The sequence below is a fragment of the Stenotrophomonas sp. CFBP 13718 genome (assembly GCF_014842145.1).
Classification (GTDB): Bacteria; Pseudomonadota; Gammaproteobacteria; order Xanthomonadales; family Xanthomonadaceae; genus Stenotrophomonas.
Window position 1 is genome coordinate 105,496 of sequence record NZ_JACYVC010000008.1, and the last position, 23,407, is coordinate 128,902.

20 protein-coding genes are annotated in these 23,407 nt (G+C 65.8%); 14 read left to right on the plus strand and 6 right to left on the minus strand.

Features of this window, described 5'->3' with window-relative positions; translation table 11 throughout:
* From IFT58_RS13580 to IFT58_RS13605, 6 genes are all read left to right on the plus strand, one after another.
* Positions 1-1,284, plus strand: a complete 1,284-nt coding sequence (locus IFT58_RS13580; RefSeq protein WP_192081967.1) for a TRAP transporter large permease — start codon at positions 1-3, stop codon at positions 1,282-1,284.
* Positions 1,285-1,354: 70 nt separating this feature from the next.
* Positions 1,355-2,944 (plus strand): family 43 glycosylhydrolase, encoded by a 1,590-nt coding sequence (locus IFT58_RS13585; RefSeq protein ID WP_192095581.1) that lies wholly within the window; start codon positions 1,355-1,357, stop codon positions 2,942-2,944.
* Between the two features lie 39 nt (positions 2,945-2,983).
* The gene (locus IFT58_RS13590) at positions 2,984-4,045 is read left to right on the plus strand and encodes a LacI family DNA-binding transcriptional regulator (protein ID WP_188325580.1); all 1,062 of its coding nucleotides are present in this window, start codon (positions 2,984-2,986) and stop codon (positions 4,043-4,045) included.
* A 127-nt stretch (positions 4,046-4,172) separates the two neighbouring features.
* Positions 4,173-5,021 (plus strand): 5-dehydro-4-deoxy-D-glucuronate isomerase, encoded by an 849-nt coding sequence (gene kduI / locus IFT58_RS13595; RefSeq protein WP_123699973.1) that lies wholly within the window; start codon positions 4,173-4,175, stop codon positions 5,019-5,021.
* Between the two features lie 84 nt (positions 5,022-5,105).
* Positions 5,106-5,861: a 2-dehydro-3-deoxy-D-gluconate 5-dehydrogenase KduD gene (gene kduD, locus IFT58_RS13600; RefSeq protein WP_188325581.1), complete on the plus strand. Its 756-nt coding sequence runs from the start codon at positions 5,106-5,108 to the stop codon at positions 5,859-5,861.
* Positions 5,862-6,037: 176 nt separating this feature from the next.
* Positions 6,038-7,132 carry a GDSL-type esterase/lipase family protein gene (locus tag IFT58_RS13605; protein WP_192095499.1) on the plus strand — a complete coding sequence of 365 codons (1,095 nt, stop codon included), beginning with the start codon at positions 6,038-6,040 and terminating at the stop codon, positions 7,130-7,132.
* 320 nt (positions 7,133-7,452) lie between these two features.
* On the opposite strand, the gene phhA is transcribed toward IFT58_RS13605, so the two are convergent.
* Positions 7,453-8,346: a phenylalanine 4-monooxygenase gene (gene phhA / locus IFT58_RS13610; protein ID WP_192095500.1), complete on the minus strand. Its 894-nt coding sequence runs from the start codon at positions 8,344-8,346 to the stop codon at positions 7,453-7,455.
* A 125-nt stretch (positions 8,347-8,471) separates the two neighbouring features.
* Here phhA and IFT58_RS13615 point away from each other — a divergent pair, with 125 nt between their 5' ends.
* The 3 genes from IFT58_RS13615 to IFT58_RS13625 all read left to right on the plus strand — a co-directional run bounded on the left by IFT58_RS13615 (position 8,472) and on the right by IFT58_RS13625 (position 11,243).
* The gene (locus tag IFT58_RS13615) at positions 8,472-8,954 is read left to right on the plus strand and encodes an Lrp/AsnC family transcriptional regulator (protein WP_188325584.1); all 483 of its coding nucleotides are present in this window, start codon (positions 8,472-8,474) and stop codon (positions 8,952-8,954) included.
* A gap of 100 nt (positions 8,955-9,054) precedes the next feature.
* The gene (locus tag IFT58_RS13620) at positions 9,055-9,912 is read left to right on the plus strand and encodes a hypothetical protein (protein ID WP_192095501.1); all 858 of its coding nucleotides are present in this window, start codon (positions 9,055-9,057) and stop codon (positions 9,910-9,912) included.
* Positions 9,909-11,243, plus strand: coding sequence for an XVIPCD domain-containing protein (locus IFT58_RS13625; protein ID WP_192095502.1), 1,335 nt, complete (start codon positions 9,909-9,911; stop codon positions 11,241-11,243). Before IFT58_RS13620 ends, IFT58_RS13625 begins: the two co-directional genes overlap by 4 nt.
* Positions 11,244-11,305: 62 nt before the next feature.
* On the opposite strand, the gene IFT58_RS13630 is transcribed toward IFT58_RS13625, so the two are convergent.
* On the minus strand, positions 11,306-11,710 hold the full coding sequence (locus IFT58_RS13630; RefSeq protein ID WP_192081974.1) for a hypothetical protein: 405 nt from the start codon (positions 11,708-11,710) through the stop codon (positions 11,306-11,308).
* A 535-nt stretch (positions 11,711-12,245) separates the two neighbouring features.
* Between IFT58_RS13630 and IFT58_RS13635 the strand changes: the two genes are divergently transcribed.
* The gene (locus IFT58_RS13635) at positions 12,246-14,267 is read left to right on the plus strand and encodes a hypothetical protein (protein ID WP_192095503.1); all 2,022 of its coding nucleotides are present in this window, start codon (positions 12,246-12,248) and stop codon (positions 14,265-14,267) included.
* A 248-nt stretch (positions 14,268-14,515) separates the two neighbouring features.
* Here the strand turns inward: IFT58_RS13635 and IFT58_RS13640 are convergent, their stop codons facing one another.
* A complete protein-coding gene (locus tag IFT58_RS13640; protein WP_188325588.1) occupies positions 14,516-15,502 on the minus strand; it encodes a patatin-like phospholipase family protein in 987 nt (328 codons plus the stop codon).
* Positions 15,503-15,669: 167 nt separating this feature from the next.
* A complete protein-coding gene (locus tag IFT58_RS13645) occupies positions 15,670-16,695 on the minus strand; it encodes a TIGR00266 family protein (RefSeq protein ID WP_192081977.1) in 1,026 nt (341 codons plus the stop codon).
* Positions 16,696-16,851: 156 nt separating this feature from the next.
* On the opposite strand from IFT58_RS13645, the gene IFT58_RS13650 reads away from it, so the two are divergent.
* A complete protein-coding gene (locus IFT58_RS13650; protein WP_192095504.1) occupies positions 16,852-19,119 on the plus strand; it encodes a TonB-dependent receptor in 2,268 nt (755 codons plus the stop codon).
* Positions 19,120-19,187: 68 nt separating this feature from the next.
* Here IFT58_RS13650 and IFT58_RS13655 read toward each other — a convergent pair whose 3' ends face one another.
* Positions 19,188-20,030 carry a phosphatase PAP2 family protein gene (locus IFT58_RS13655; protein WP_192095506.1) on the minus strand — a complete coding sequence of 281 codons (843 nt, stop codon included), beginning with the start codon at positions 20,028-20,030 and terminating at the stop codon, positions 19,188-19,190.
* A gap of 110 nt (positions 20,031-20,140) precedes the next feature.
* Positions 20,141-20,986, minus strand: a complete 846-nt coding sequence (locus IFT58_RS13660) for an ATP-binding cassette domain-containing protein (RefSeq protein WP_249405175.1) — start codon at positions 20,984-20,986, stop codon at positions 20,141-20,143.
* Positions 20,987-21,117: 131 nt separating this feature from the next.
* Here IFT58_RS13660 and IFT58_RS13665 point away from each other — a divergent pair, with 131 nt between their 5' ends.
* The 3 genes from IFT58_RS13665 to IFT58_RS13675 all read left to right on the plus strand — a co-directional run bounded on the left by IFT58_RS13665 (position 21,118) and on the right by IFT58_RS13675 (position 23,399).
* Positions 21,118-21,474 (plus strand): EF-hand domain-containing protein, encoded by a 357-nt coding sequence (locus IFT58_RS13665; RefSeq protein ID WP_192095507.1) that lies wholly within the window; start codon positions 21,118-21,120, stop codon positions 21,472-21,474.
* A gap of 480 nt (positions 21,475-21,954) precedes the next feature.
* Positions 21,955-22,767 (plus strand): bifunctional DNA-formamidopyrimidine glycosylase/DNA-(apurinic or apyrimidinic site) lyase, encoded by an 813-nt coding sequence (mutM, locus tag IFT58_RS13670; protein WP_188325593.1) that lies wholly within the window; start codon positions 21,955-21,957, stop codon positions 22,765-22,767.
* 68 nt (positions 22,768-22,835) lie between these two features.
* A complete protein-coding gene (locus IFT58_RS13675; RefSeq protein WP_188325594.1) occupies positions 22,836-23,399 on the plus strand; it encodes an ECF-type sigma factor in 564 nt (187 codons plus the stop codon).
* The last annotated feature ends 8 nt before the right edge of the window (positions 23,400-23,407 follow it).

The window sequence follows — 23,407 nt, forward strand, 5'->3', positions numbered from 1 at the left end:
ATGGGCATTACCCTGCTTTTCCTGGTGTTTGCCGGCCTGCTGCTGCTGGGTGTGCCGGTCGCCTATGCACTGGCCGCTGCGGCCCTGGCCACCCTGCTGTACCTGGATATCCCCAGCATCGTGCTGGTACAGCAGATATCCGCCGGTACCGGTTCGGCCTCGCTGATCGCCATTCCGTTGTTCATCTTCGCCGGTGAAATCATGATGCGCGGCGGTATCTCCGAGCGCCTGATCGCCCTGGCGTCATCGCTGGTCGGCCGCATGCGCGGCGGCCTGGGCCAGGTGTCGATCCTGTCCTCGCTGTTCTTCGGCGGTGTGTCCGGCTCGGCGATCGCCGATGTGTCCGCGGTGGGCGGCACGATGATCCCGCAGATGGTCAAGCGCGGCTACGACCGCGACTTCGCGGTCAATGTCAGCATCACCGCCGCGCTGGTGGCGTTGCTGGTGCCGCCGTCGCACAACCTGATCCTGTTCTCGGCCGCTGCCGGTGGTGGCCTGTCCATCGCCGACCTGTTCGCGGCCGGCATCGTGCCTGCGTTGCTGATGACGCTGGCGCTGATGATCACCGGCTACATCGTGGCGCGTCGTCGCGGCTACGGTGTGGAGGTGTTCCCGGGCTGGCGCGCGGTGGCCCTGCGCATCTTCTCCGCCCTGCCCGGCCTGGGCCTGGTGGCGCTGATCTTCGTGGGCATCCGCGCCGGTATCTTCACTGCGGTGGAGAGTGCGGCCATTGCCGTGGTGTACGCCCTGCTGGTCACCACCGTGCTGTACCGGCAGCTGCCGTGGCGCGAGTTCTTCGGCACGGTCATCCATGCCGCGCGCAGCACCGGCGTGATCCTGTTCGTGATCGCCACGGCCGCGGTGTTCGGCTGGCTGCTGGCCTTCCTGCAGGTGCCCACGGCCGCCGTCGACTTCCTGCAGTCGTTCGCGCACAGCCAGTTCATGGTGCTGCTGATGATCGTGATCATGCTGCTGCTGCTGGGCACCTTCATGGACCTGGCGCCGATGATCCTGATCTGTACGCCGATCTTCCTGCCGGTCGCCAAGGCTTACGGCATCGATCCGATCCATTTCGGCCTGGTGCTGGTGCTGACCGGTGGCCTCGGCCTGGTGACACCACCGGTAGGCTCGGTGCTGTTCATCGGCACCGCCATCGGCAAGATCAGCGTCGGCGAAAGCATGCGCAGCATCTGGCCGTTCTGGTTCGCCGCCCTGGGCGTGCTGCTCATCGTGACCTTCTTCCCGGGTCTGTCGTTGTGGCTGCCGCACCTGCTGCGCGCGTAATACAGGCGAAGGGGACGGCCGGCGGTCGTCCCCTTCCGTTCTTGAAATCATGATCCTGGGAGGGACCACGATGCAGTTGAAGCACACGTTGAAGATCCTGCTGGCCAGTGGCCTGCTGATGGCCACCTCGCTTGCCGCTGCGGCAGGCCCCGTAGCCGCCACGAACTGGACGCGCGGCATCGAAAACCAGCGCCAGGCGGACCTGGGCAACGGCACGTTCCTCAATCCGGTGTTCGCCGGCGACCGACCGGATCCGTCGGTGCTGAAGGACGGCGACGATTACTACCTGACGCTGTCTTCGTTCGACGCCTATCCCGGCCTGCCGCTGTGGCACTCGCGCGACCTGGTCAACTGGCAGCCGCTGGGGCATGCGATCACGAAGAATGTCGGTGCGATCTGGGCGCCGGACATCATCAAGCACGAAGGCCGTTACTACATCTATTTCCCGGCGCGTACCGGTGAAACGCGCAGCAACTTCGTGGTGTGGGCCGATGACATCAAGGGTCCGTGGAGTGAGCCGATCGACATCGGCCTGGAGAAGTACATCGATCCCGGTCACGCTGTCGGCGAAGACGGCAAGCGCTACCTGTTCCTCAGTGGCGGCGACTACGTGCAGCTGGCCGACGACGGCCTGAGCGTGGTGGGCACCCCCAAACACGTCTACGACGGCTGGAAGTATCCGGAAAGCTGGGACGTGGAGGCCTATGCGCAGGAAGGCCCGAAGATCAATTTCCGCGATGGCTGGTACTACATGACCACCGCCGTGGGCGGCACCGCCGGGCCGCCTACCGGCCACATGGTCATCACCGCACGCTCCCGCTCGATCCACGGACCGTGGGTGAATGCACCGAACAATCCGATCATGCGGACCCAGTCAGCGGCGGAGCCGTGGTGGTCGCGTGGCCATGCCACGGTGATCGAAGGCACCGACGGACGCTGGTGGATGATGTACCACGGCTACGAGAACGGGTACTGGACGCTGGGTCGCCAAGCCCTGCTGGAACCCATCGAATGGACCGCCGATGGCTGGTTCGTGGCCAAGGGCGGCGATCTCGGCCAGCCGCTGCGCAAGCCATCCGGCGAGTCGGTCGGCCAGCACGGCATGGCCCTGTCGGACCGTTTCAATGGCGGCAAGCTCGGCCCGCAGTGGTCCTTCTTCAATCCGGCGCAGGACGAATACAAGCGGCTGGACTTCACCGGCAAGGGCCTGGTGCTGCAGGGCAAGGGTGAGACCCCGCGTGACAGCTCCCCGCTGACCGCCATCGCCGGTGACAAGGCCTACCAGTTCGAGGTCGAGATGGACGTCGCGCCCGGCGCAGTGGGCGGCGCCCTGCTGTACTACAGCGACCGCCTGTACGTGGGCGTGGGCAGCAATGGCGAGAAGTTCATCATGCACCGCTACGGTGAGGAGCGCCCCACCCGGCTGGCACCCAGCACCACCGGCGGCAAGCTCTGGCTGCGGGTCACCAACAACCGCCACATCGTCACCATCCACTCCAGCACCGACGGCCGGACCTGGGTGAAGTACCCGGTTCAGATGGAAGTGTCCGGTTACCATCACAATGTGGCAGGCAAGTTCCTGGCCCTCAAGCCGGCGATCTACGCCGCCGGCGACGGCGCCGTCACCTTCCGCAATTTCCGCTACCGCGCGCTCGACTGAGCGCGCGGCTAGAATCTTCGGACACCTCGGGTTGAAGACATGTCAGTGCGCAACAAGAACGATGCCGTCAAGCCGGCAGTGATGAAGGGCAAGGCGGCCACGATCAATGACATCGCGCGACTGTCGGGGGTGTCCAAGAAAACGGTTTCGCGGATCATCAACAACTCGCCGCTGGTGCGCAAGGACACGCGCGAGAAAGTCGAAACCCTGATGCGCGAGGTCGGTTACACGCCCGACCCGCTGGCGCGTGGCCTGGCCTTCCGCCGCTCGTTCCTGATCGGCATGGTCTACGACAACCCCACCGCGCAGTACATCGTGGACATGCAGTACGGCGCACTCGATGCCCTTAGGGGCTCCAGTTTCGAGCTGGTGGTGCACCCCTGTGACAGCCGCAGCCCCGGCTATATTGAAGGCGTGTGCCGCTTCGTGCAGCAGCAGAAGCTGCATGGGGTGATCCTGGTGCCGCGCGCATCCGAAGACCAGGCCCTGGCGGACGCGCTGCAGGAGATCGGCTGCCGGTTCACCCGCATCGCCTCGTTGCCGCTGGATGAGACCTCGCAGATGGTGGTCACCCATGACCGCGATGGTGCGGCCGAAGCGGCCGACTACCTGCTGTCACTGGGGCATCGCGACATCGCCCTGGTCACCGGACCGAGCGCGTATCGCTCCGCCCACGAGCGCACGTCCGGCTTCATCGATGCACTGGCAAAGCGCGGCATCGAGCTGCCGAAGGACCGCATCGTTGAAGCGGGTTATACCTTTGAATCCGGCGTGGCCGCAGCGGAAAAGCTGCTGCTGGGCAAGAAGCGGCCGACCGCGATCTTCACCGGCAACGACGAAATGGCCGCCGGTATCTACAAGGTGGCGCTGCGCGCAGGCATCAACATCCCGCGCGAGCTGTCGATCATCGGCTACGACGACAGCCCGCTGGCCTCGCGCCTGTGGCCTTCGCTGACTTCGGTACGCCGCCACACCCGGGACACCGGCCGCACCGCCGCGGCGATGCTGATCCAGCCTGACGGCCAGCCCGCCATGCAGATCGCCAGCGTACGCCCGCACCTGATCGTGCGCGATTCCTGCCAGCCGCCGCAGGACGACTGAAGGACCCCCCGTCATGTCGCAGCGCTACCTTGCGCTGCAAAATGACACCGGTGTCCATGACCGCTAGACTAGCCATCGAACCGCGCGGGAGCCGACCCATCGGCCCGCCCCCTGCTCTGGAGAAGCCATGTACTGCAAGACCCATTACGCCACCCATCCCGATGCCATCAAGGGCGCCAGCAATGACGACCTGCGTGACCTGTACCTGCTTGATGGCCTGTTCAACGCTGATGCGGTGACCCTGAAGTACACCCATTACGAGCGCTTCGTGCTCGGTGGCGCCGCCCCGGTCAACGGTCCGGTATCGCTGCCGAAGCAGACCGAGCCGGCTTCGGCTGCCGGCCATGCCTTCCTGGAACGTCGCGAACTGGGCGTGATCAACGTCGGCAGCGGCAGCGGCACCATCACCGTGGACGGCACCGTGTTCACGCTGGGCCCGAAGGACGGCCTGTACGTGGCCATGGGCAGCGAAGACGTGGTGTTCGCTTCGGACGATGCGGCCAACCCGGCGCAGTTCTACCTGGCCTCGACCCCGGCGCATGCGCGCTTCGAGACCAAGGCGTTGTCGATCAAGGACGCTGTGGCCCTGGACCGTGGCGCGCTGGAAACCAGCAACGAGCGCACCATCTACCAGTACATCGTGCCGGCCACCTGCCAGTCGTCGCAGCTGCTGCTGGGCCTGACCGTGCTGAAGCCGGGCAGCGTCTGGAACACCATGCCGCCGCACCTGCACGACCGTCGCAGCGAAGTGTATTTCTACTTCGACCTGGGCCAGAACGACCGCGTGTACCACTTCATGGGCGAGCCGGAAGCACAGCGCCACATCGTCATCCAGAACAACGAAGCGGTGGTCTCCCCGCCGTGGTCGATCCACATGGGTGCCGGCACCAGCAACTACGCCTTCATCTGGGCGATGGGTGGCGAGAACCTGGATTACACCGACATGCACGTGCTGGACATCTGCCAGCTCAAGTAAGGCATCCGCATCGCCGTCGGCCCGGTGGCCGGCGGCGGTCCGTCATCCGTGCCGGCAAGGCACGTACCCAAAAGGAATGCATCAATGGCTAATCCGTTCAGTCTGGAAGGCAAGGTCGCGCTGGTCACCGGTGGCAATACCGGCCTGGGGCAGGGTATCGCCGTGGCACTGGCCGCCGCAGGCGCCGACGTGGCCGTGGCCGGCATCGCACCGCCGACCGACACCGTGGCAAAGATCACCGCACTGGGCCGTCGCTGCCTGGCGATCGAAGCCAACCTGATCAGCATCGAGCCGGTGGAGCGCGTCGTGCGCGAAACCATCGAGGGCCTGGGTGGCCTGGATATCCTGGTCAACAATGCCGGGCTGATCCGTCGTGCCGATGCGGTGGACTTCACCGAGCAGGACTGGGACGACGTGATGAACGTCAACATCAAGTCGGCCTTCTTCATCTCGCAGGCGGCCGGCCGGCACTTCATCGCGCAGGGCCACGGCAAGATCGTCAACATCGCTTCCATGCTCTCCTTCCAGGGCGGCGTGCGCGTGCCGTCCTACACCGCCAGCAAGAGCGGCATCGCCGGCATCACCCGGCTGCTGGCCAACGAATGGGCAGGCAAGGGCATCAACGTCAATGCCATCGCACCGGGCTACATGGCGACGGACAACACCGCCGCACTGCGCGCCGATGCAGACCGCAACAAGTCGATCCTGGACCGCATTCCCGCTGCACGCTGGGGCAATCCGGAGGACCTGGCCGGCGCGGCGGTGTTCCTGTCCTCGTCGGCGTCGGACTACGTCAACGGTGCAGTGCTGCCGGTTGATGGTGGCTGGCTGGCGCGGTAACGCGATAGCACCATCGCATTTGCGCTGGCGCTCCCCCGGTTTGCACTGCAAACCGCGGGCCCCGCGTCACCTTGCTTCCAGACCCCCACCGCTTCGCGGTCGCCCCCTGACTCAGGGGGCTCTCCTCCAGATACAGACCGGAGGCCGGCATTGCCGAGGTACACATCGTGCGTCTGATGCTATTCCTGCTTCTGTCCATCGTCGCTCCCGGTGTCCACGCGGCGCCGGTGCGGGTGTTCATTGCCGGGGATTCGACTGCAGCCCCGTATGGGCCGGAGCGGGCGCCGCAGGCGGGCTGGGGGCAGATGCTGCAGAGCTATCTGGATCCGGCGCGCATCGAGGTGCGCAATCATGCAAAGGGCGGGCGCAGCACCCGCAGTTTCATCGCCGAAGGGCGGCTGGATGCCATTGCCGGTGAACTCCGCAAAGGCGATGTGCTGCTGATCCAGTTCGGCCACAACGATGCGAAGTTCGAAGACCCCACGCGCTACACCGATCCTGCCGGCGACTACGCCACCTTCCTGATGCGCTACGTGCAGTTGGCACGCGAGCAGGGCGCTACGCCGATCTTGATCACGCCGGTGGCGCGACTGCTGTACGACTTCGGTTCGCTGCTGGACACGCATGGGGTATACACCGCGGCGATGAAGCAGTTGGCCGCGCGCGAGGACATCGCGCTGATCGACCTCAACGGCAGTTCCACGCGCTGGATCCGCGCGCTGGGCGAGCAGGGCGCCAAGCCGTACTTCCTGTTCGTGCCGGAACAACAGAAGGCCGATGGCACCCACTTCAGCAGCGCTGGCGCGACGGCCGTGGCGTGCCTGGTGCTGCGCGACTGGGTGGCATTGCAGCCGGAACTGAAGCCCGCGCTTGTGCGCGACATCGACTGCGATGTCGACGGCGCTGCAGGGCAGGGGGCCGACCCCCAGCGACCGTCGCAGATCGTGCATGAGGACGACATCGCGCGCCCCCAGCCCGGTCCGCACGGCGGCGCGGGCCCGACCACGGCCTATCCGTTCTTCGCCGACGCCCAGGGCCTGCCGTTCGTGCTGCGCAAACGCGTGCTGCACAAAGGGGCAGGGATCGGCCTGCATCCGCAGCACAAGGACGAGATCTATTACATCGTCAGCGGCGAAGGATCCTACGTGCTGGATGGCAAGCAGTACGACTTGCGTGCAGGGCACGCCTTGCTGACCCGCACCGGCAGTCACCATGCGCTGCAGCAGCGCGGCGAGAATGACCTGGTGGTGCTGCTCGCATACCCGCGCTGACGGGTAGAGCCAACCGGGTAGAGCCGACCGGATAGAGCCGACCGGATAGAGCCGACCGGTAGAGCCGACCGGTAGAGCCGACCGGTAGAGCCGACTTCAGTCGGCTGCTCTGCATTCCGGGCGAAGCAGCCAACCGGTAGAGCCGACTTCAGTCGGCTGCTGTTCGTCCAAGGCGACGCAGCCGACTAAAGTCGGCTCTACCAATCGGCATGACCGGTAGGCATAACCAGTCGACGTAACCAGTCGACGTAACCGATCGGCGTAACCCGTCGTCATTACCAATCGGCACCACCAATCACACCCACCGCACACCCACAGCGTCAGACGTCGCCGCCCGTCGCCCAGCCTTCGCCCGTGCCTTTCTGGAACACACGGTCGTCAGCCTGCACATCACCGGCCGGCAGCTGCGGCTGCTGGGCCAATCCCGCATAGATCGGGGTGAAGTCCGGGGCCGTGGCCTGCATCAGCTGCTCGAAGCTGTCGATCACGAAGTACGTCTTCTGGAATGTGTCGATGCGGTACTGCGTGCGCATGATGCGTTCCAGGTCGAAGCCGATGCGGTTGGGAGCGGCCGATTCAAGGGAGTACAGCGACTCGCCCTTCGACGACACGATGCCGGCGCCGTAGATGCGCAGTCCCTCGGGTGTGTTGATCAGACCGAATTCCACCGTGTACCAGTACAACCGGGTCAGGTTCTGCAGCGCGTCCGGGCCCAGTGCATGCGCCTTGACGCCGCCACGGCCGTAAGCCTCCATGTAGTCGGCGAATACCGGGTTCATCAGCAGCGGCACGTGCCCGAACAGGTCATGGAACATGTCCGGCTCTGCGATGTAATCAATCTGGTCCGGGCGGCGGATCCACCACGTCACCGGGAAGCGGCGGTTGGCCAGATGATCGAAGAAGTCCAGTTCCGGCAGCAGGCCTTCGACACCAACCAGCGTCCAGCCGGTAGCCGCCGCCAAGGCTTCGTTGAGCTGTTCGAAGCGCGGAATACGGTCGGCGCTCATGCCCATCGCATCCTGCGCATCAAGGAACTCCTGGCAGGCACGGCCGACCAGCAGCGCGCGCTGGCGCTCGAACAGCGTCGCCCAGGTCGCATGGTCATCGGCACTGTAGCTGTCCCAGGGCTGGTCCACGATGGCCGTGGTATAGACCGGCACATAGCCCTTGTCGGTCTGCTGGTGCTCGACGCGGCGGGGGATGCTCTGGTCCATGGGTTCCACTCCTGACGGGTATGTGTCGATGCTAGGGCAGGGGACGCGCAACAGGGTTGCAAAGTTGCGCGCTCAAGCCGTCATAGCGCAATATCATTGCGCACATCCCATGTTGCGAGGCAGCAATGGCAGCTGAAGTCCAGTTCGACCGCACGGATCTACGGCTGCTGGCGGAGATCCAGCGCGACGGCCGCGCCCCCAATGCCGAGCTGGCCGGGCGGGTGAACCTGTCCCCCTCGGCCTGCCTGCGTCGTCTGCAGCGGCTGGAAGGCGAAGGGATCATCGCCGGGTATGGCGCGCGGCTGGCACCCAAGCTGATCGGTCTGGGTCTGCAGGCCTTCGTTCGCGTGCAGCTGGAAAAGCACGACCAGGCCGCCATCGCCCGCTTCGCCGACAGTGTGGTGGAATGGGATGAGGTCGTGGCCTGCCATGCGCTGACCGGTGACATGGATTACCTGCTGCAGATCTATGTGCGCGACCTGGAGCATTTCTCCAACTTCCTGCTGGACAAGCTGCTCAACGCCTCCGGCGTGGCGGACGTCAACTCCAGCTTCGTGCTGCGCACGGTCAAGCCCTTCCGCGCGCTGCCGCTGGCGCAGCTGGAATAAGCGTGGCGTGCTCGGCTTTGCCCTGTGTTGCAGGCTTCGTTCATAGTTGCAGAAGTGCATCGTGCATTCACCCACTCCAGGACGGGAGTTCCGCGCTACCGTGAAACTGATGATCAAACTTGGATGCGTCCTGTGCCTGATGCTGCCGCTGTTGGCGTGCGCGCGGCAGGACGCGGTGGCCACGACGCAGACCAACGAGCAAGGCTGCACGCGTATCCGCAGCGTCGGGCCGCAGGATCCATTCAAGGAGCCGCCGCCGTTGAAGCAGGCCTGCCTGGGGCCCTATCTGCTGGAGATCCCGCAGAACTATTTCTACAACCAGATCGGCGCCGAGCACGATGGCAGCTACGCGTTGGCATTGGAGTACCCATCGCTGCAACCGTTCAAGCCGGGGGAGCGGATGGGGCTGACAGCGGATGTCTCTGCGCGCACCGTTACGGTCGACTACGACTTCATCGATAGGATCGATGTGCATGAGGCAATGCGTAGGAACTACGTCCCGATGGAATACAAGAAAGACGATCCTGAAGAAACGTTGGAAGGCCGCCTCGGTGGCCCCACCGTATACGGCTTGAGCCCTTACTACCTGGACATGAACGTCGTGCGGGCCCACTACCGGAAGAAGGGATTGCGTGAAGATGCGCCGGTCATGCAGGCCGAGTGGCACTCCGACTGGTTTCTTTCCAAGGATCAAAATGGCGAAGTCACCACCGTGGTCAAATGCACGCCACGCGAAGTGATTACATCAGGCGTCGAATATCGGGACGGCAAGCTGGTCAAGAGCAGTGAGATCGGATACGCCGAATGTAAACACACCTTCATGATCGCTTCGCGCGACACCCTGATTCGCATCAGTTATCCGCGTGAAGGACTCGAACATTGGGGTGAGATCGAACAGCGCGCTCGAGATATGCTCACAAAATTCACGGTTGAACAGAGCAGGAAAGCAGACCAATGACCGGTCTTACGCGATCAGACCTGGACGTCCTGCGATCATACGCCCAGGTGCAGAACCGGGAGCTCTACTTCAACTTCCTTGCCCAGAAGGAAGGGAACGACGGCTACGCAACGCTTGCCTTGGGCGTGGTCAGAAATGACAACGGTCCAGGAGCAACTGCGAACCAGTTTGCACTCGGTCAAGCGAGTAGGGATGGCTTGAAGTATGGCGAGAGAGACTGGCAGCGCGTTGGGGCGGATCTGATCAAACACGACATTGCGCTGCGGGAAATGCATTTTGAGTCAGGCCGTCCTGATCTGGCACTGAATCTTCCCGTCCAGGATGTTCAGCTGGCGCATGACCAAACCTTTCGTCCTCGCGGAATCAATCCCGATGCTTGGACTCCACGTCAGCTGCTCGAAGCCGCCCGCCGCCAGGGAGGCGAACCCGAGGCGGAGAAGGTCTGGTCGATGATGCTGGACAACCAGTTGCTGGGACTCACCCGTGGCGCAAGCACCACCGAGAACCTCGCCCACCGCTACAACGATGAAAAACTCGATGCCACCGCATACGTGGCGGCGATGGGCCTGGCCCGGACCAACGCAGGCCTGTTTCCAACGCCCAATTCCGAACCGGACAAGATCGACCGCGACGGCAAGACTTACAGTTTCCACGCCGAGTCCGGCACATGGAGCGGACCGGCGCCGATCGAATCGCGGATCGCGATCAAGCTGCCGGTGACCGACCCGGCGCTGATCGAGGCACTTAACGACAGCCGCGCACTGCGCCAGGAACGTGAACAGCTGCGCACGCAGTTCCATCCGGACGACCCCAATCGCAGTCGCCCGATCCAGGCCAGCCCGTGGCTGATCACCGATGCAAGCCCAGCGCAAGAGCCATCGAACGCGACGATGCAGGCGCGCATCACGGGGGCCGCCGATCCCGCCGAACCCGAACACCCACGTCATGCGCTGTACCAGCAATGCATCGAGGGCGTGCACGCGCTGGATGCACGCCTGGGCCGAACGCCGGACCATCACAGCGCGTGCATGGCGGCCAGCTTGACCACGCTGGCCGCCAGCAACGGCCTGGAGCGCGTGGACCATGTGCTGCTGAGCGTGCGCGGCACGGAAACGGCGGCGGGTGAGCGGGTCTTCGTGGTGCAGGGCGCCCCGGGCGACCCCGCGCACCAGCGCGCGCACATGCCTACCGAGCAGGCGACCTCGACGTCAACGGAGCAGTCGTTCCTGCAGCTTGCAGCTCTGGATCGGCATCAAGAACGTGAGCAGGCCCAGCAGTTGCAGCGCGAGCAGGATGTGCCGGCGCGTGCAGTGCCGCTGATGCACAGCTGACGCAGGCCGGGTGGTGGGCATTACTCCCCAACGCGTCGCGATGCTCGCCGCGCCACCCACGCTCATCGCGCGTCCAATTGCCGCCCGGCGGAGGCCTTGATCAATTCGCGCCCGGCGACCAGCAGCCCATCCACCAGATGCTCCCCGAGCAGCGACGTGGTATCGCCGTCGCAGCGTGCGATGTGCTCGGCGTGCAGGATTTCCAGTGCCGCATCCAAGGCCTGCATCACCCGGATCGGTACGGCGACTTTACCCACGCGCTCCAGTTCCGCAGCGGGGTCTGCATCCGGTGCGGGTAGGGACGGCACCAGTGTCAGATGGGTCAGTCGCGTACTGGCGGGATGCTCGGTGGCGTACTGCTGCAGACGGCGTTCCAGCGTTTCGATGAACTTCTGCGGCACGTCGTGAATCTGCTCGCCCAGCAGGGAGGCAAGATGCGCGGAGCTGAGGGGGTGGTCGGGAGTCAACGGCAGAACCTCGCAGTGAGGCCACCTGCGCCGAAGGGGCAACAGGTGGCGGGCGATGCGGGTTGCCATACCGGGCGTTTACGACCATTAACCGGCGGATCAGGGATCCCCCGCATCGCCTGCCATGAAACCGATAGGCGATGCAGTGCATTCTCCGCCGTGCCCCGGGGCAGAACAGAGTCAACAGTCGGAAAACGCGAACAGGATGGCAATCCCGGCTGCAGCCCCGTGGCTCCAGCGTGGTCATCGTGCGCAACGCCAAGTGCCTGCGTCCATGAGGAAAACTGCGAAGTCCGGCACCGCTCGGTGGCTCATGCACGGATGGTCGATAAGGCCAACGGCTTGGCTGCCTTTTCGTCATCGTCCCGCCCCATACGGGTACATCTACGACGCGACTGGATGACTTCCCCGCACGCCGCCCTGAATCCCAACTTGAATGAGCCCGTTTGACGGCGGGGCTGCGGTAGCCGAGCATCGTCGCCAGCGGTAGCGTCGAACAGGGGCGTTGGCTGCAGCACCTCTTTCGAACCTTGATATGCCCGATACCGCGCACCTTTCGTTCACCACCCGTTTCCTGCCGCTGCGACGGCGCTCACTGGCCCAGCACCTGGCACGTGGCACACCGCCGGCGACGCCGTTGGAACAGGCCGGCCTGCTGGCCGCGTCGCTGTGCCGCACCCAGCCGCAGTCGGTCGGCCAGCTTGAACGCCTGTTGCACGACGCCTGTGCGCTGTTCGCCGCAGGCGAGGGCAGTGCGGTGGCCGCGCAGCTGGCCGGCAAGGGCGGTGCGGGACAGCCCGATCTCGATGCATGGCTGCAGGATCTGGCCGCGCACGGCGTGCTGCTGGCACCGGACGAGGTCGTCGATGCCTTCATCGTGCAGTCGCCTGCCGCCTATCCTGGCGCCGATTTCCAGGCGGCGTGCCTGACCACGCTGGCCGAGCACACCATCCGCTACCCGGCTACGGCGGCGGCGGACGATGAGGACGAGCAGGCCGATCCGGAAGCCGATGAAGAGGATCGCCAAGCAGCGGTACCGGCCATCGAGCGCAACGGCCTGTACACCTCGGAACAGGCCCGTGTGCTGCGTGCCATCGCCGCCAATCCGGACGAGCTGATCGATCTGGAGGCCTACGCAGGCACTGGCAAGAGTCATCTGGTACTGGCGCTGATGGATGCGCGGCCCGGCCGTTACACCTACATCGCGCCTTCGCGGGGGCAGGTGGAGGCCTTCCGCCCACGCATGCCCAGCGAGGCCGCCACGCGCCTGCTGACCCAGATCGAACTGGCCAACCTGATGGTGCAGCAGGCCGCGCGCAGCGGACGCAGCAAGGGCTTCGTGCCCACCTATCGGTTGAGCACGGTGCCGTTGTGGGAAATCGCCCGTCGCATCGGTGTGCAGGGTATAGGCCAGCGCGTGCCCGAGCAGGTGCTGATGACCGCGCTGGACGGCATCAACCGCTGGTGCGCGTCCTCCGCAGCGCAGGTGCAGGCCGTGCATTTCGATCGCTCACTGCCGTGGGCGATGCTTGATGCCGCGCCTTATGTGGCGGCCGCCGAACACGTGTGGCGCTGCATGTTCGACCCTGCCGTGCAGAAGGGCGGTTGCCTGAGCATCAACACCGGCCACCTGGGCAAGTGGCTGTGGCTGCAGGGCGTGGCGCCGCCGGTGGAACTGGGGATGCTGCTGGTGGACGAAGCGCATGAGCTCAGCCCGGCCTGGAAGGACGTGCTGGCGCGCCATGCGCCGGGCGTGGTCAGCCTGGGCGATCCGCATCAGCGGCTGGTCGGGCGCGCCTCGCGCTGGTCGTCATCGAAGATGCTGGAAATGAGTCAATCGGTACGCCAGGGCAGCCAGGTCGATGGACTGGTGAATCAGTCGCTGGCGCTGGATGATCTGGGCGGCACCAGTGAACGCTTCATGGGGGCGAGCGACCGCGCTACGGGGGTGCGTCGCTATGCGGCGTGGTCACAGGTGCCCGTACACGGGGCGCGCATCTACGGCAGCCTGTGGCGGCTGCTGCAGGAGGCGCACCAGTTGATGGAGCAGGGCGCCCGCGTGCATGTCCATCCGGCATCGGCACGTGTGCTGCACAAAGAGGCGCAGGCGCCCATCGAGGCGTGGCGCAGCGTCGGCCGTGGCGAATCGTCCCACCGTTGGGAACGCTTCGTCGAGGCCTGCGAAGAGCGCGGGCTGGCGGACATACCGGTGTTGTTCTCAAGTGGGTTCGACAGTGCGGCGCTGGAGCGCCTGCTGGCCACGCTGGTTCCAGAACAGGAGGCGACGGTCGTGTTGTGCCTGGCCCAGCATGCGAAGAACCTGCAGTTCGACAGGGTGTCCATGTCCGCCTGCTGCTTCGTCACCGGCTATGACACACGCCAGCAGCACAGTCCGGTGCGCGCGGCGTATCTGGCGCTGACGCGCGGTAGCCAGCAGCTGTGGTTGCCGGACGATGCGATGGAGCAGTTGCAGCTCAGCGCGCAGCGCCACGCGCAGTCAAAGGAAACCCAGCGCATGGAACGGCGCCGCGCGGCAGGCCACGTCAAGCCGCGCTGACCCGGCGAACGGCAGGGGCAACAGCCGCCGAGCGTGGCTCGGCGCTACCAAAGGCCGACGGTGCCCGGTAGCGCCGAGCCATGCTCGGCGAGCGCAGCGGCAAAGGCAACAGCCGCCGAGCACGGCTCGGCGCTACCAAAGGCCGACGGTGCCCGGTAGCGCCGAGCCACGCTCGGCGAGCGCAGCGGCAGAGGCAACAGTCGCCGAGCATGGCTCGGCGCTACGGATGATGGCCGCACGCTACCGCGTCAGCAATCTGCCTTGCGGCCCATCAACTTGCCCACGCGCGAGGGCTCATCGCACTTCGGCTTCGGCGGCGGCAGCAGGGCGGCCGCACGGGCGCGCTGAATCTGTTCGATCTTCGCGCGGATCTGCGGCATCGCCGCCATGGCCGCTTTCTCGCCTTCCAGGATCGCCTTGCCGCGCTGGCTGAAATCAGACGCGCCGATATCCAGCACGCGCGGGCGGATGATGATGTCCGCACGTGCCAGTTCCTGCTCGCCCAAACGTTGGCCCATGATCGCGATGGACTGGTTGACGATGCCGAGCATGCCGGTCGGCGTGCGGCCGCTGGCTTTGCTGGAGATGTCCACGGCGACGACGAACTCGGCGCCGAGTTGGCGCGCCGCATCCACCGGCACCGGGCTGACCACGCCGCCATCGACGAAATTGTTCTGGCCGATCTTCACCGGTTCGAACACGCCCGGAATGCTGCTGGACGCGCGCACGGCCTGGCCGACGTTGCCGCGCACGAACACCGCGCGCTCACCGGTTTCCAGATTGGTGGCGACGGCGGCGAAGGGCTTCTTCAGCCGTTCCGCCGGCTTGTTGCCGACCTGCTGGTTGACGTAATCCTGCAGCTTCTGGCCCTGCACCAGCCCGCCGGAGAACAGCCGCACATCGCGGATGCTGGCTTCATCCAGCGCCACGGCCTTGGTCTGCATCTCGAACGCATCCATGCCGCTGGCATACAGTGCACCGACCACGCTGCCTGCGCTGGTGCCTGATACCACGACCGGCTCGAAGCCATTGGCTTCCAGCATCTTGATCACCCCGATATGGGCGAAGCCCTTGGCTGCTCCACCGCCCAACGCGATGCCGATCTTCACCGGTTTGGCGGACGGCACCACGGTGGGCGTGGCCGGCGGGGCAGGGCGCGCGTTTTCACCGCCGCAGCCGGCCAGCAGGCCGAGCAGGGCAACAGACAACATCACACGGGTGCGGGACAGGGTCATCGGCTGGGCAACGCAACAGGAAAGGGCGCCAGCATAGCGAAGGGGAGAGCCACTGCGGGAGCAGCCGCTGCTCGCATTCAGCCGGTAGTGACGGCCGCTGGCCGTCACAGTCCTGCACACGATTGACGGCCAGCGGCCGTCACTACCGGAAGCGCGCGTCATTCACTTCAGAAGCGATTGTCGCCGTCCAGCATCCGGCCCAGCCCGCCCAGCACCGAGCCTTCGCCGCGGTTCTGGCCGCCGCCCTGCGGGGCCGCCATCCACATCCGGCCAGCCAGACGCGAGAACGGCAGCGACTGCAGCCACACCTTGCCCGGGCCGGTCAGGGTGGCCAGGAACACGCCCTCGCCGCCGAACACCATGCTCTTGATGCCGGCCACGCGGCGCACGTCCATGTCCACGCTGGCGTGGTAGGCGACCACGCAGCCGGTATCCACGTCCAGGCGTTCACCGGCCGCCAGATCGCGCTCGACCACGCAGCCACCGGCATGGATGAACACCCAGCCGTCGCCCTCCAGCTTCTGCATGATGAAGCCCTCGCCGCCGAACAGGCCGGTCATGATCTTGCGCTGGAACTGCACGCCGATCTGCACGCCGCGCGCGCCGGCCAGGAAGCTGTCTTTCTGGCAGATCAGCCGCCCGCCGTGCTCGTCCAGCTTCATCGGCAGCACGGTGCCGGGGTAAGGCGCCGCGAAAGCAACTTTGGCCTTGCCGTGGCCGGTGTGGGTATACAGCGTGGCGAACAGGCTCTCGCCGGTGAGCACGCGCTTGCCGGCGGACATGACTTTGCCCATGAATCCGCCGCCCTGGCCACTGTGCGAGCCGTCGCCGAACACGGTGTCCATCTGCACCGCCGAATCCTTGAACATCAGTGCGCCGGCCTCGGCGATCGCGCTTTCGCCGGGGTCCAGCTCGATCTCAACGAACTGCATTTCATGGCCGACGATGCGGAAGTCGATGTCATCGGCGCGCTGGCCGCGCGCTGCGCCGCCCGGTACCGGGGGGGGCGCACTGGTCATCCCCGGAACGTCCGAGCGCAGTTCCGGCACATCGCGGATCGCCATCCAGCCACTCATACCCTGGCACCAGGCCAGGGCATGCGGCGCAGCGTCCGCGTAACGGCGCGCGGCCTGGTCATCGAAGGGGCCCACGCGGTCGGCCTGGCCGGGAACATGGAAGTACCACTGGTTCATCGCTGCGCGTCCAAAGGGGAGGAAAACGCGAGTCTAGCGGTCCACGGCGTTGCCCGGCAGCGGCCATGAACGACCGGCATTTGCGGCCGGCGTGTTGTATTGCAACAATTATCTGGTAGCGCCGTTCCACCACCCCTCCCAACACAGCCTACCGCCATGTCCCCGAACCGTTCCGTCCACGACCGCCGACCGGTCGTGCGTCCGCTCGTTCTCGCGCTTTCCGCCCTGCTGCCGCTGTCTGCGGTTGCCCAGCAAGCCCCCGCCAGCAAGGATCCCGTTGCCCTCGACGCGCTGACGGTGACCGCCCAGCGCCGCGTGGAAAACGCGAAAGACGTACCGGTGGCGATCACCGCCATCCAGGGTGAAAAGCTCGATGTACTCGGTTCGGCGGGCGATGACATCCGCTTCCTCGCCGGACGCGTACCCAGCCTGAACATCGAATCGTCCTACGGCCGTGCCTTCCCGCGCTTCTACATCCGTGGCCTGGGCAACACCGATTTCGATCTCAATGCCTCGCAGCCGGTTTCGCTGGTGTACGACGACGTGGTGCAGGAAAGCCCGCTGCTGAAGGGCTTCCCGCTGTTCGACCTGGCCGGCGTGGAAGTACTGCGCGGTCCGCAGGGCACGCTGTTCGGCCGCAATACGCCGGCCGGCGTGGTCAAGTTCGATTCGGCGCGTCCTTCGCAGGATGCCGATGGCTACGTCAAGGTGGCCTATGGCAGCTACAACACCTGGAACACGCAGGGGGCCTACGGTGGTCCGTTGACTGACCGCTGGTCCGCGCGCGTGTCCGCGCTGTACCAGCGCCGCGACGATTGGGTCACCAATACGCGCGACAACGCGCCGGCGCAGGGCTTCGAAGGCTACGACGAGGCCGCCGCCCGCGTGCAGTTCCTGTACGAAGGTGACGCGTTCGAAGGCTTGTTCAACCTGCACAAGCGCAAACTCAACGGCACCGCCCGCCTGTTCCGCGCCAACATCATCCAGCCGGGCAGCAACCAGCTGGTGGAAAATTTCGACCGCGATGAAGTGTCCACCGACGGGCAGAACTTCTCCGATCTGGAAACCTGGGGTGGCAGCGCGCGCCTGAAGTGGGACCTCGGCCGGGTGACCCTGCACTCGATCACCGGGTATGAAACCGCTGAATCGCTCAACCACGGTGACATCGACGGCGGCTACGGCGCGGCGTTCCTTGGCGCCGGCAACTCGGGTCCGGGCTTCATTCCGTTCCCGTCCGAGTCGGCTGACGGCCTGCCGAGTCACCGCCAGTGGACGCAGGAATTCCGCGTCGAATCCAACGAATGGGGTCGCTTCGACTGGCAGGCGGGCGTGTTCTACTTCGATGAAGACGTGACCATCGACAGCTTCAACTACGACTCGTTGACCCTGGGCAATCCGCAGACCGGCCATGCCGTGCAGCAGCAGCGCAACAAGGCGTGGGCCGCCTTCGCGTCCGGCGACTTCGACGTCACCGATCGCTTCAAGCTGCGTGCCGGCGTGCGCTACACCCAGGACAAGAAGGACTTCACCGCCAGCGTGCTGCAGGCCGTACCGGGCGGCACACCCGTCAGTGGCCCCTACGTTGCCAACAGCGATGTCGACGATGTCAGCTGGGACCTGAGCGGCGTGTATCAGCTCACCGACAACATCAACGCCTACGCCCGCGTTGCGAAGGGCTTCCGCGCGCCGTCGATCCAGGGCCGGCTTGCCTTCGGTGGCGTCACCCAGGCCGATTCGGAGAAGGTCATCTCCTATGAGGCCGGCATCAAGGCCGACCTGTTCGATCGTCGTGCGCGCCTGGGCTTCAGCGTGTTCCGTTACAACGTGGACGGCCAGCAGTTGATCGCCGTGGGCGGCAGCAACAACACCGCCACCCTGCTCAATGCGGACAAGACCATCGGCCAGGGCTTCGAGCTCGACTTCGAGGCATACCTGACCGACAACGTGCTGCTGACCCTGGGCAGCAGCTACAACGACACCGAGATCAAGGACCCCGACCTGGCGGTGGCGATCTGCGGCGGCGGCTGCACCATCACCGATCCGACCACGGTCATCAACGGCGGCACCTACGCGCTGGTCAACGGCAATTCGCTGCCGCAGGCGCCGAAGTGGATCCACAACCTGACCCTGCGTGCCGGCTTCCCGGTCAACGATGCCAGCGAGTTCTACGTGTACACCGACTGGGCGTACAAGGGCCCCGTCAACTTCTTCCTGTACGAGTCGCCGGAGTTCCGTAGCCGCAGCTCGCTGGAAGGGGGGCTGCGCCTGGGTTACAACTGGGATTACGGTCAGTACGACGTGGCCGTGTTCGGCCGCAACCTGACCGATCAGGTCCGCGTGGTCGGTGCGATCGACTTCAACAACCTGACCGGTTTCATCAACGAGCCGCGTACGTTCGGCGTCGAGTTCACCGCGAAGTTCTGATAAGCAGACAAGGCTCGGGTTCCGTCCGCATGGCGGGCGGAACCCGAGCCCCTGTCACGTCATCGCCGTCAGAGCGCGCTGGCCGGTCGCACCTTCAACACGGCTTCTTCCGCTGCGCAGTCACGGCTGGCGTGCTGTCCCGCCTTGCGGGCTGCGGCGATTTCCTTGCGCGCTTTCAGCAGATCCGACTGGAAGGCCGCGTTGTCGTGCAGCCTGGCCACCGCCGCTGCGCCCATGAAGCGTCCCTCCAGGATGTCGCTCTGCCAGTGCACGTTGCACACCAGGCGGCTTTCGCCGTAGTTGCGGCCCCGGGCGATGATGGCATCGGCCCGATCCGGCGCGATTTCCGCAAGGATCAATGCCCAGGCCCAACCGATCGAGGTGTGGCCGGAGGGATATGAACCGTTCTTGCGCAGGCCCTCCTCGTCGTCCGGCGTGCAGGTGGGTTCGTTGTTGACCATGAAGGGCCGCGGCCGCTGATGGTGCTTCTTCGCCGCGCGCGTGGCCGCACTGGCGTCGATGCGGCTGCGCTCCAGCAGGCGGTACAGCGCCGGTGTGCGCTGTGCGTCGACGTCCAGATCGATGGCGCAGGAAAACTGACTGGCACCCACCGGGAAAGCGAGTTCCGCATCGCGCGTGGCCTGGGTGAAACGCGCCGTGCCGCGCAGTGCACGCGCCTCACGGCTGACCTGCTCGTCCAAGGCGAAGCCGGCCGATCCCGCGACGGGCGGTGCGGGCACCAGTTCAAGGCTGGCAGGGACGGCATGATCGGCCAGGTAGCCGACGGCGCGGGTGGTGACCGTGGCCTCCACCGCCGTCGCTGGGCGGGTAGGCGGGCTGGCACAGCTGCTCAGGGCGAGAGCAACCGACAGACAAAGCAGGGACGCGGGACGGCGCAGGGGGAAGGACATCGCAGGGCTCGGGCATAAGCGGAGCACCATGATCGCAGTCCGCAACGGCCGGCGCAGGGGCTACGCGCATCCGGCCAGATGCTGCACGGTCGGTGGGTGTGGGAGAAGGCTCAGCCTGCGATGGCGTTCAAGCGGCCGTCCTGCAGCGTGACGCGGATCGGACCACCGAAGGCAGCCGACAGCGGTGCATCACACAGCAGTTCGGCACGGGTGCCATCTGCCAGCACCTTGCCTTCGCGCAGCAGCACCACGCGCTCGATCTCCGGGATGATTTCTTCCACGTGGTGGGTCACCAGCACCAGGGTGATGCCCTGCCGCGCCAACGACTGCATGGTGTTCACCAGGTGCTGGCGGGCCACCAGGTCCAAGCCGGTGGACGGTTCATCCAGCAGCAGCGCATGTGGTCGGTTGACCAGCGCACGGGCAATCAGCACGCGCCGGGTTTCACCCGCCGAAAGCTCTGCAAAGGCGCGCTCGCGCAGCGCCAGCGCACCGGTCATGGTGAGGGTCTGCGCAGCGCGCTCGCGCATTTCCGCGCTGATCTCGCGGAAAGCGGGCAGCGTGTAGCTGGCAAAAAAACCGGTCAGTACCGCCTGCTCCACGGTAAGGCCCGTCATCTCGGACAGGATGCTGCTGAGGTCGCCGGTGACGATGCCCAGCTGCGCGCGCAGCCGATCAACCTGCCAGCGGCTCTGTCCGAGCACGCGGACCGGCACGTGTCCGTCGGCGTGGGCCAAGGGATACAGCTCGCGCGTGATGAGTTTGATGAAGGTGGATTTCCCGCAGCCATTGGGGCCCAGCAGTGCGGTGTGCTGGCCTTGCGCGATGCGCAGGGTGAGCTCGTGCAGCACCTTCACCTGGCCACGCACGACGGTGGCACGGTCCAGCTCGATCAGCGGCGGCGCATCGGCAGGTGGTTGGACGGAGGGGGCGGATGCAACAGCGGTGGAGGTCAGGCTGGACAACGCGGTTTTCCCGGCAGCAAGGGCGGTCGATACGGTGGCACAGGGATGCAGTTTGCAACGGGGCGGGCCATCATGTCTGCCACCTTTGCTGTTGCTGGCCGGTGGCCGGCCTGGGACCTGACATGGCGCATGCGCGCAGTGGAATCGTGGCGATCGCGACGTTGTGCGCGGTGTTGTGCAGTGGCTCGCCAACGGCGACGGCGCAGGTAACGGACACGGGCAGCTATCTGCAGCGCATGGACGGCGACGGCGATGGGCGCGTCAGCGAGCAGGAATACGTGCAGTGGATGATGTATGCCTTCGACCACATGGATCGGGATGGCGACGGTGTGCTCACCGCAAGCGAGTTGCCGGGCGGCAAGGGCCGGCCGATCACGCGTGAGCAGCACCTGCAGACGCTGGTGCAGCGCTTCCACAAGCAGGATGCGAACCGGGACGGGTATCTGGATGCACGGGAGTTGGCTGCGCCGCCGCGGTGAGTGGGAGGTCGAACGGTGAGACCCCTCGCGGCTGGCTTCTTGCTTGAGCTGAGGGTGGCCGGGTGGGGTGGGGGCATGGGGGACCCGCCGCAAGTACGTCCGTGTAGGCTTGTTTCCGCCCATCCATGGGCTCCAACAGTCCACCATGCCCCCACCCCGCCCGGCCCGCTGACAGGTTCCGGTGGCTGCCAGCCGCGTAATGAAAAAAAGAAGGGGTAGCGCCGAGCCGTGCTCGGCGGATACCGTCCGGCGCCGCAAGTACGTCCCTGTAGGCTGCATCGCCGCATCCATGCGGCTCAGCGTCCTGCAGACCCCACCCCGCCCGGCCCGCTGACAGGTTCCGGTGGCTGCCGGCCGCGTAATGAAAAAAAGAAGGGGTAGCGCCGAGCCGTGCTCGGCGGATACCGTCCGGCGCCGCAATACAGCGCCGCCGAGCATGGCTCGGCGCTACCGCTTTGCGGGCGGGCGTAGAATCTGCGCATGCCTGAATTGCCCGAAGTTGAAACCACACGCCGTGGGCTTGCTCCGCATCTGCTGGAGCGCGCCGTCCATGGGGTGATCCTGCGGCGCCGGGAACTGCGTTGGCCGATCCCCGACGAGGTGGCCAGCCTGCTGCCCGGCCAGCGCATCCGCGATGTGCGTCGGCGTGCCAAGTACCTGTTGCTCGATACCGATGCCGGGAGTGCGCTGATGCACCTGGGCATGTCCGGCAGCCTGCGGGTGCTGCCCGGCGATACCCCGTTGCGCGCCCACGACCACGTGGACATCAGCCTGGACAACGGTCGCCTGCTGCGCTTCAACGATCCGCGACGCTTCGGCAGCCTGCTGTGGCAACCCCCCGGCGTGGTCCACCCGCTGCTGCAGGGGCTCGGCCCGGAACCGCTGGAAGACGACTTCGACGGCGACTATCTGTACCAGCGCAGCCGCGGTCGCAAGGCGCCCATCAAGACCTTCCTGATGGATCAGGCGGTGGTGGTGGGCGTGGGCAACATCTATGCAGCGGAAAGTCTGTTCCGTGCAGGCATCAGCCCCCTGCGCGAAGCGGGCAAGGTCTCGCGTGAGCGCTACCAGCGCCTGGCGACGGCGGTGAAGGACATCCTGGGTCATGCGATCACCCGCGGCGGCACGACGCTGCGCGACTTCATCAGTCCCGACGGCGCGCCAGGCTATTTCGAACAGGAACTGTCGGTCTACGGACGCGATGGCCAGCTGTGCAAGACCTGCGGGCGGCCGCTCAAGCACGCGATGATCGGCCAGCGCGCCAGTGTCTGGTGCAGTCACTGCCAAAGGTGAATGGATTCAGGCACAGATCACGTCGAGGGCTATAGTCGCCTCAAGTCTCCGGGGGCGCAGGCGCAGCGATGGACGATGGATCCGACATCACGGTGTGGTTGGATGCTGCGCGGGGCGGTGACCGGGCCGCGCTGGACCGTGTGCTGACCGTCCTCTATCAGGAGCTGCACGGCATGGCCCGGCGGCAGCTGGCGGGGCAGCAGGGCCGCACGCTGGATGCCACCTCGCTGGTGCACGAGTCTTACCTGAAACTGCTGGGCAGCCGCAGTGGCGCCCGCTTCGAAGACCGCGCCCACTTCTTCGCTTACGCCGCATCGGCCATGCGCAGCGTGGTGGTCGACTATGCGCGCAACCGGATGGCGCGCAAGCGGGGCGGTGACCTCAAGCGTGTCGATCTGCCTGAGAACAGCAGCAGCGGCATCCGCATGGATGAGGACATGCTGGCGCTGGATGTAGCCCTGGAGAAACTCGGTGCACTGGACGCGCACCTGGCCAAGGTCGTGGAGCTGCGCTATTTCGCCGGCCTGACCGAGCAGCAGATCGCGGAGCTGAGCCAGCGGTCCGAGCGCAGCATCCGCCGTGACTGGCAGAAGGCGCGGTTGTTCCTGTTGGCCGCCGTGCGCGAAGACTGAGCCCAGGC

Coding starts and splice junctions, on each gene's coding strand:
- IFT58_RS13585 (WP_192095581.1), top strand. CDS start 1,355: ATGCAGTTGAAGCACACGTTGAAGATCCTGCTGGCCAGTGGCCTGCTG.
- phhA (WP_192095500.1), bottom strand. CDS start 8,346: ATGGACCAGAGCATCCCCCGCCGCGTCGAGCACCAGCAGACCGACAAG.
- IFT58_RS13655 (WP_192095506.1), bottom strand. CDS start 20,030: ATGTCCTTCCCCCTGCGCCGTCCCGCGTCCCTGCTTTGTCTGTCGGTT.
- IFT58_RS13580 (WP_192081967.1), top strand. CDS start 1: ATGGGCATTACCCTGCTTTTCCTGGTGTTTGCCGGCCTGCTGCTGCTG.
- IFT58_RS13645 (WP_192081977.1), bottom strand. CDS start 16,695: ATGAACCAGTGGTACTTCCATGTTCCCGGCCAGGCCGACCGCGTGGGC.
- IFT58_RS13635 (WP_192095503.1), top strand. CDS start 12,246: ATGCCCGATACCGCGCACCTTTCGTTCACCACCCGTTTCCTGCCGCTG.
- mutM (WP_188325593.1), top strand. CDS start 21,955: ATGCCTGAATTGCCCGAAGTTGAAACCACACGCCGTGGGCTTGCTCCG.
- IFT58_RS13615 (WP_188325584.1), top strand. CDS start 8,472: ATGGCAGCTGAAGTCCAGTTCGACCGCACGGATCTACGGCTGCTGGCG.
- IFT58_RS13650 (WP_192095504.1), top strand. CDS start 16,852: ATGTCCCCGAACCGTTCCGTCCACGACCGCCGACCGGTCGTGCGTCCG.
- kduI (WP_123699973.1), top strand. CDS start 4,173: ATGTACTGCAAGACCCATTACGCCACCCATCCCGATGCCATCAAGGGC.
- IFT58_RS13640 (WP_188325588.1), bottom strand. CDS start 15,502: ATGACCCTGTCCCGCACCCGTGTGATGTTGTCTGTTGCCCTGCTCGGC.
- IFT58_RS13590 (WP_188325580.1), top strand. CDS start 2,984: ATGTCAGTGCGCAACAAGAACGATGCCGTCAAGCCGGCAGTGATGAAG.
- IFT58_RS13605 (WP_192095499.1), top strand. CDS start 6,038: ATGCTATTCCTGCTTCTGTCCATCGTCGCTCCCGGTGTCCACGCGGCG.
- kduD (WP_188325581.1), top strand. CDS start 5,106: ATGGCTAATCCGTTCAGTCTGGAAGGCAAGGTCGCGCTGGTCACCGGT.
- IFT58_RS13625 (WP_192095502.1), top strand. CDS start 9,909: ATGACCGGTCTTACGCGATCAGACCTGGACGTCCTGCGATCATACGCC.
- IFT58_RS13675 (WP_188325594.1), top strand. CDS start 22,836: ATGGACGATGGATCCGACATCACGGTGTGGTTGGATGCTGCGCGGGGC.
- IFT58_RS13665 (WP_192095507.1), top strand. CDS start 21,118: ATGGCGCATGCGCGCAGTGGAATCGTGGCGATCGCGACGTTGTGCGCG.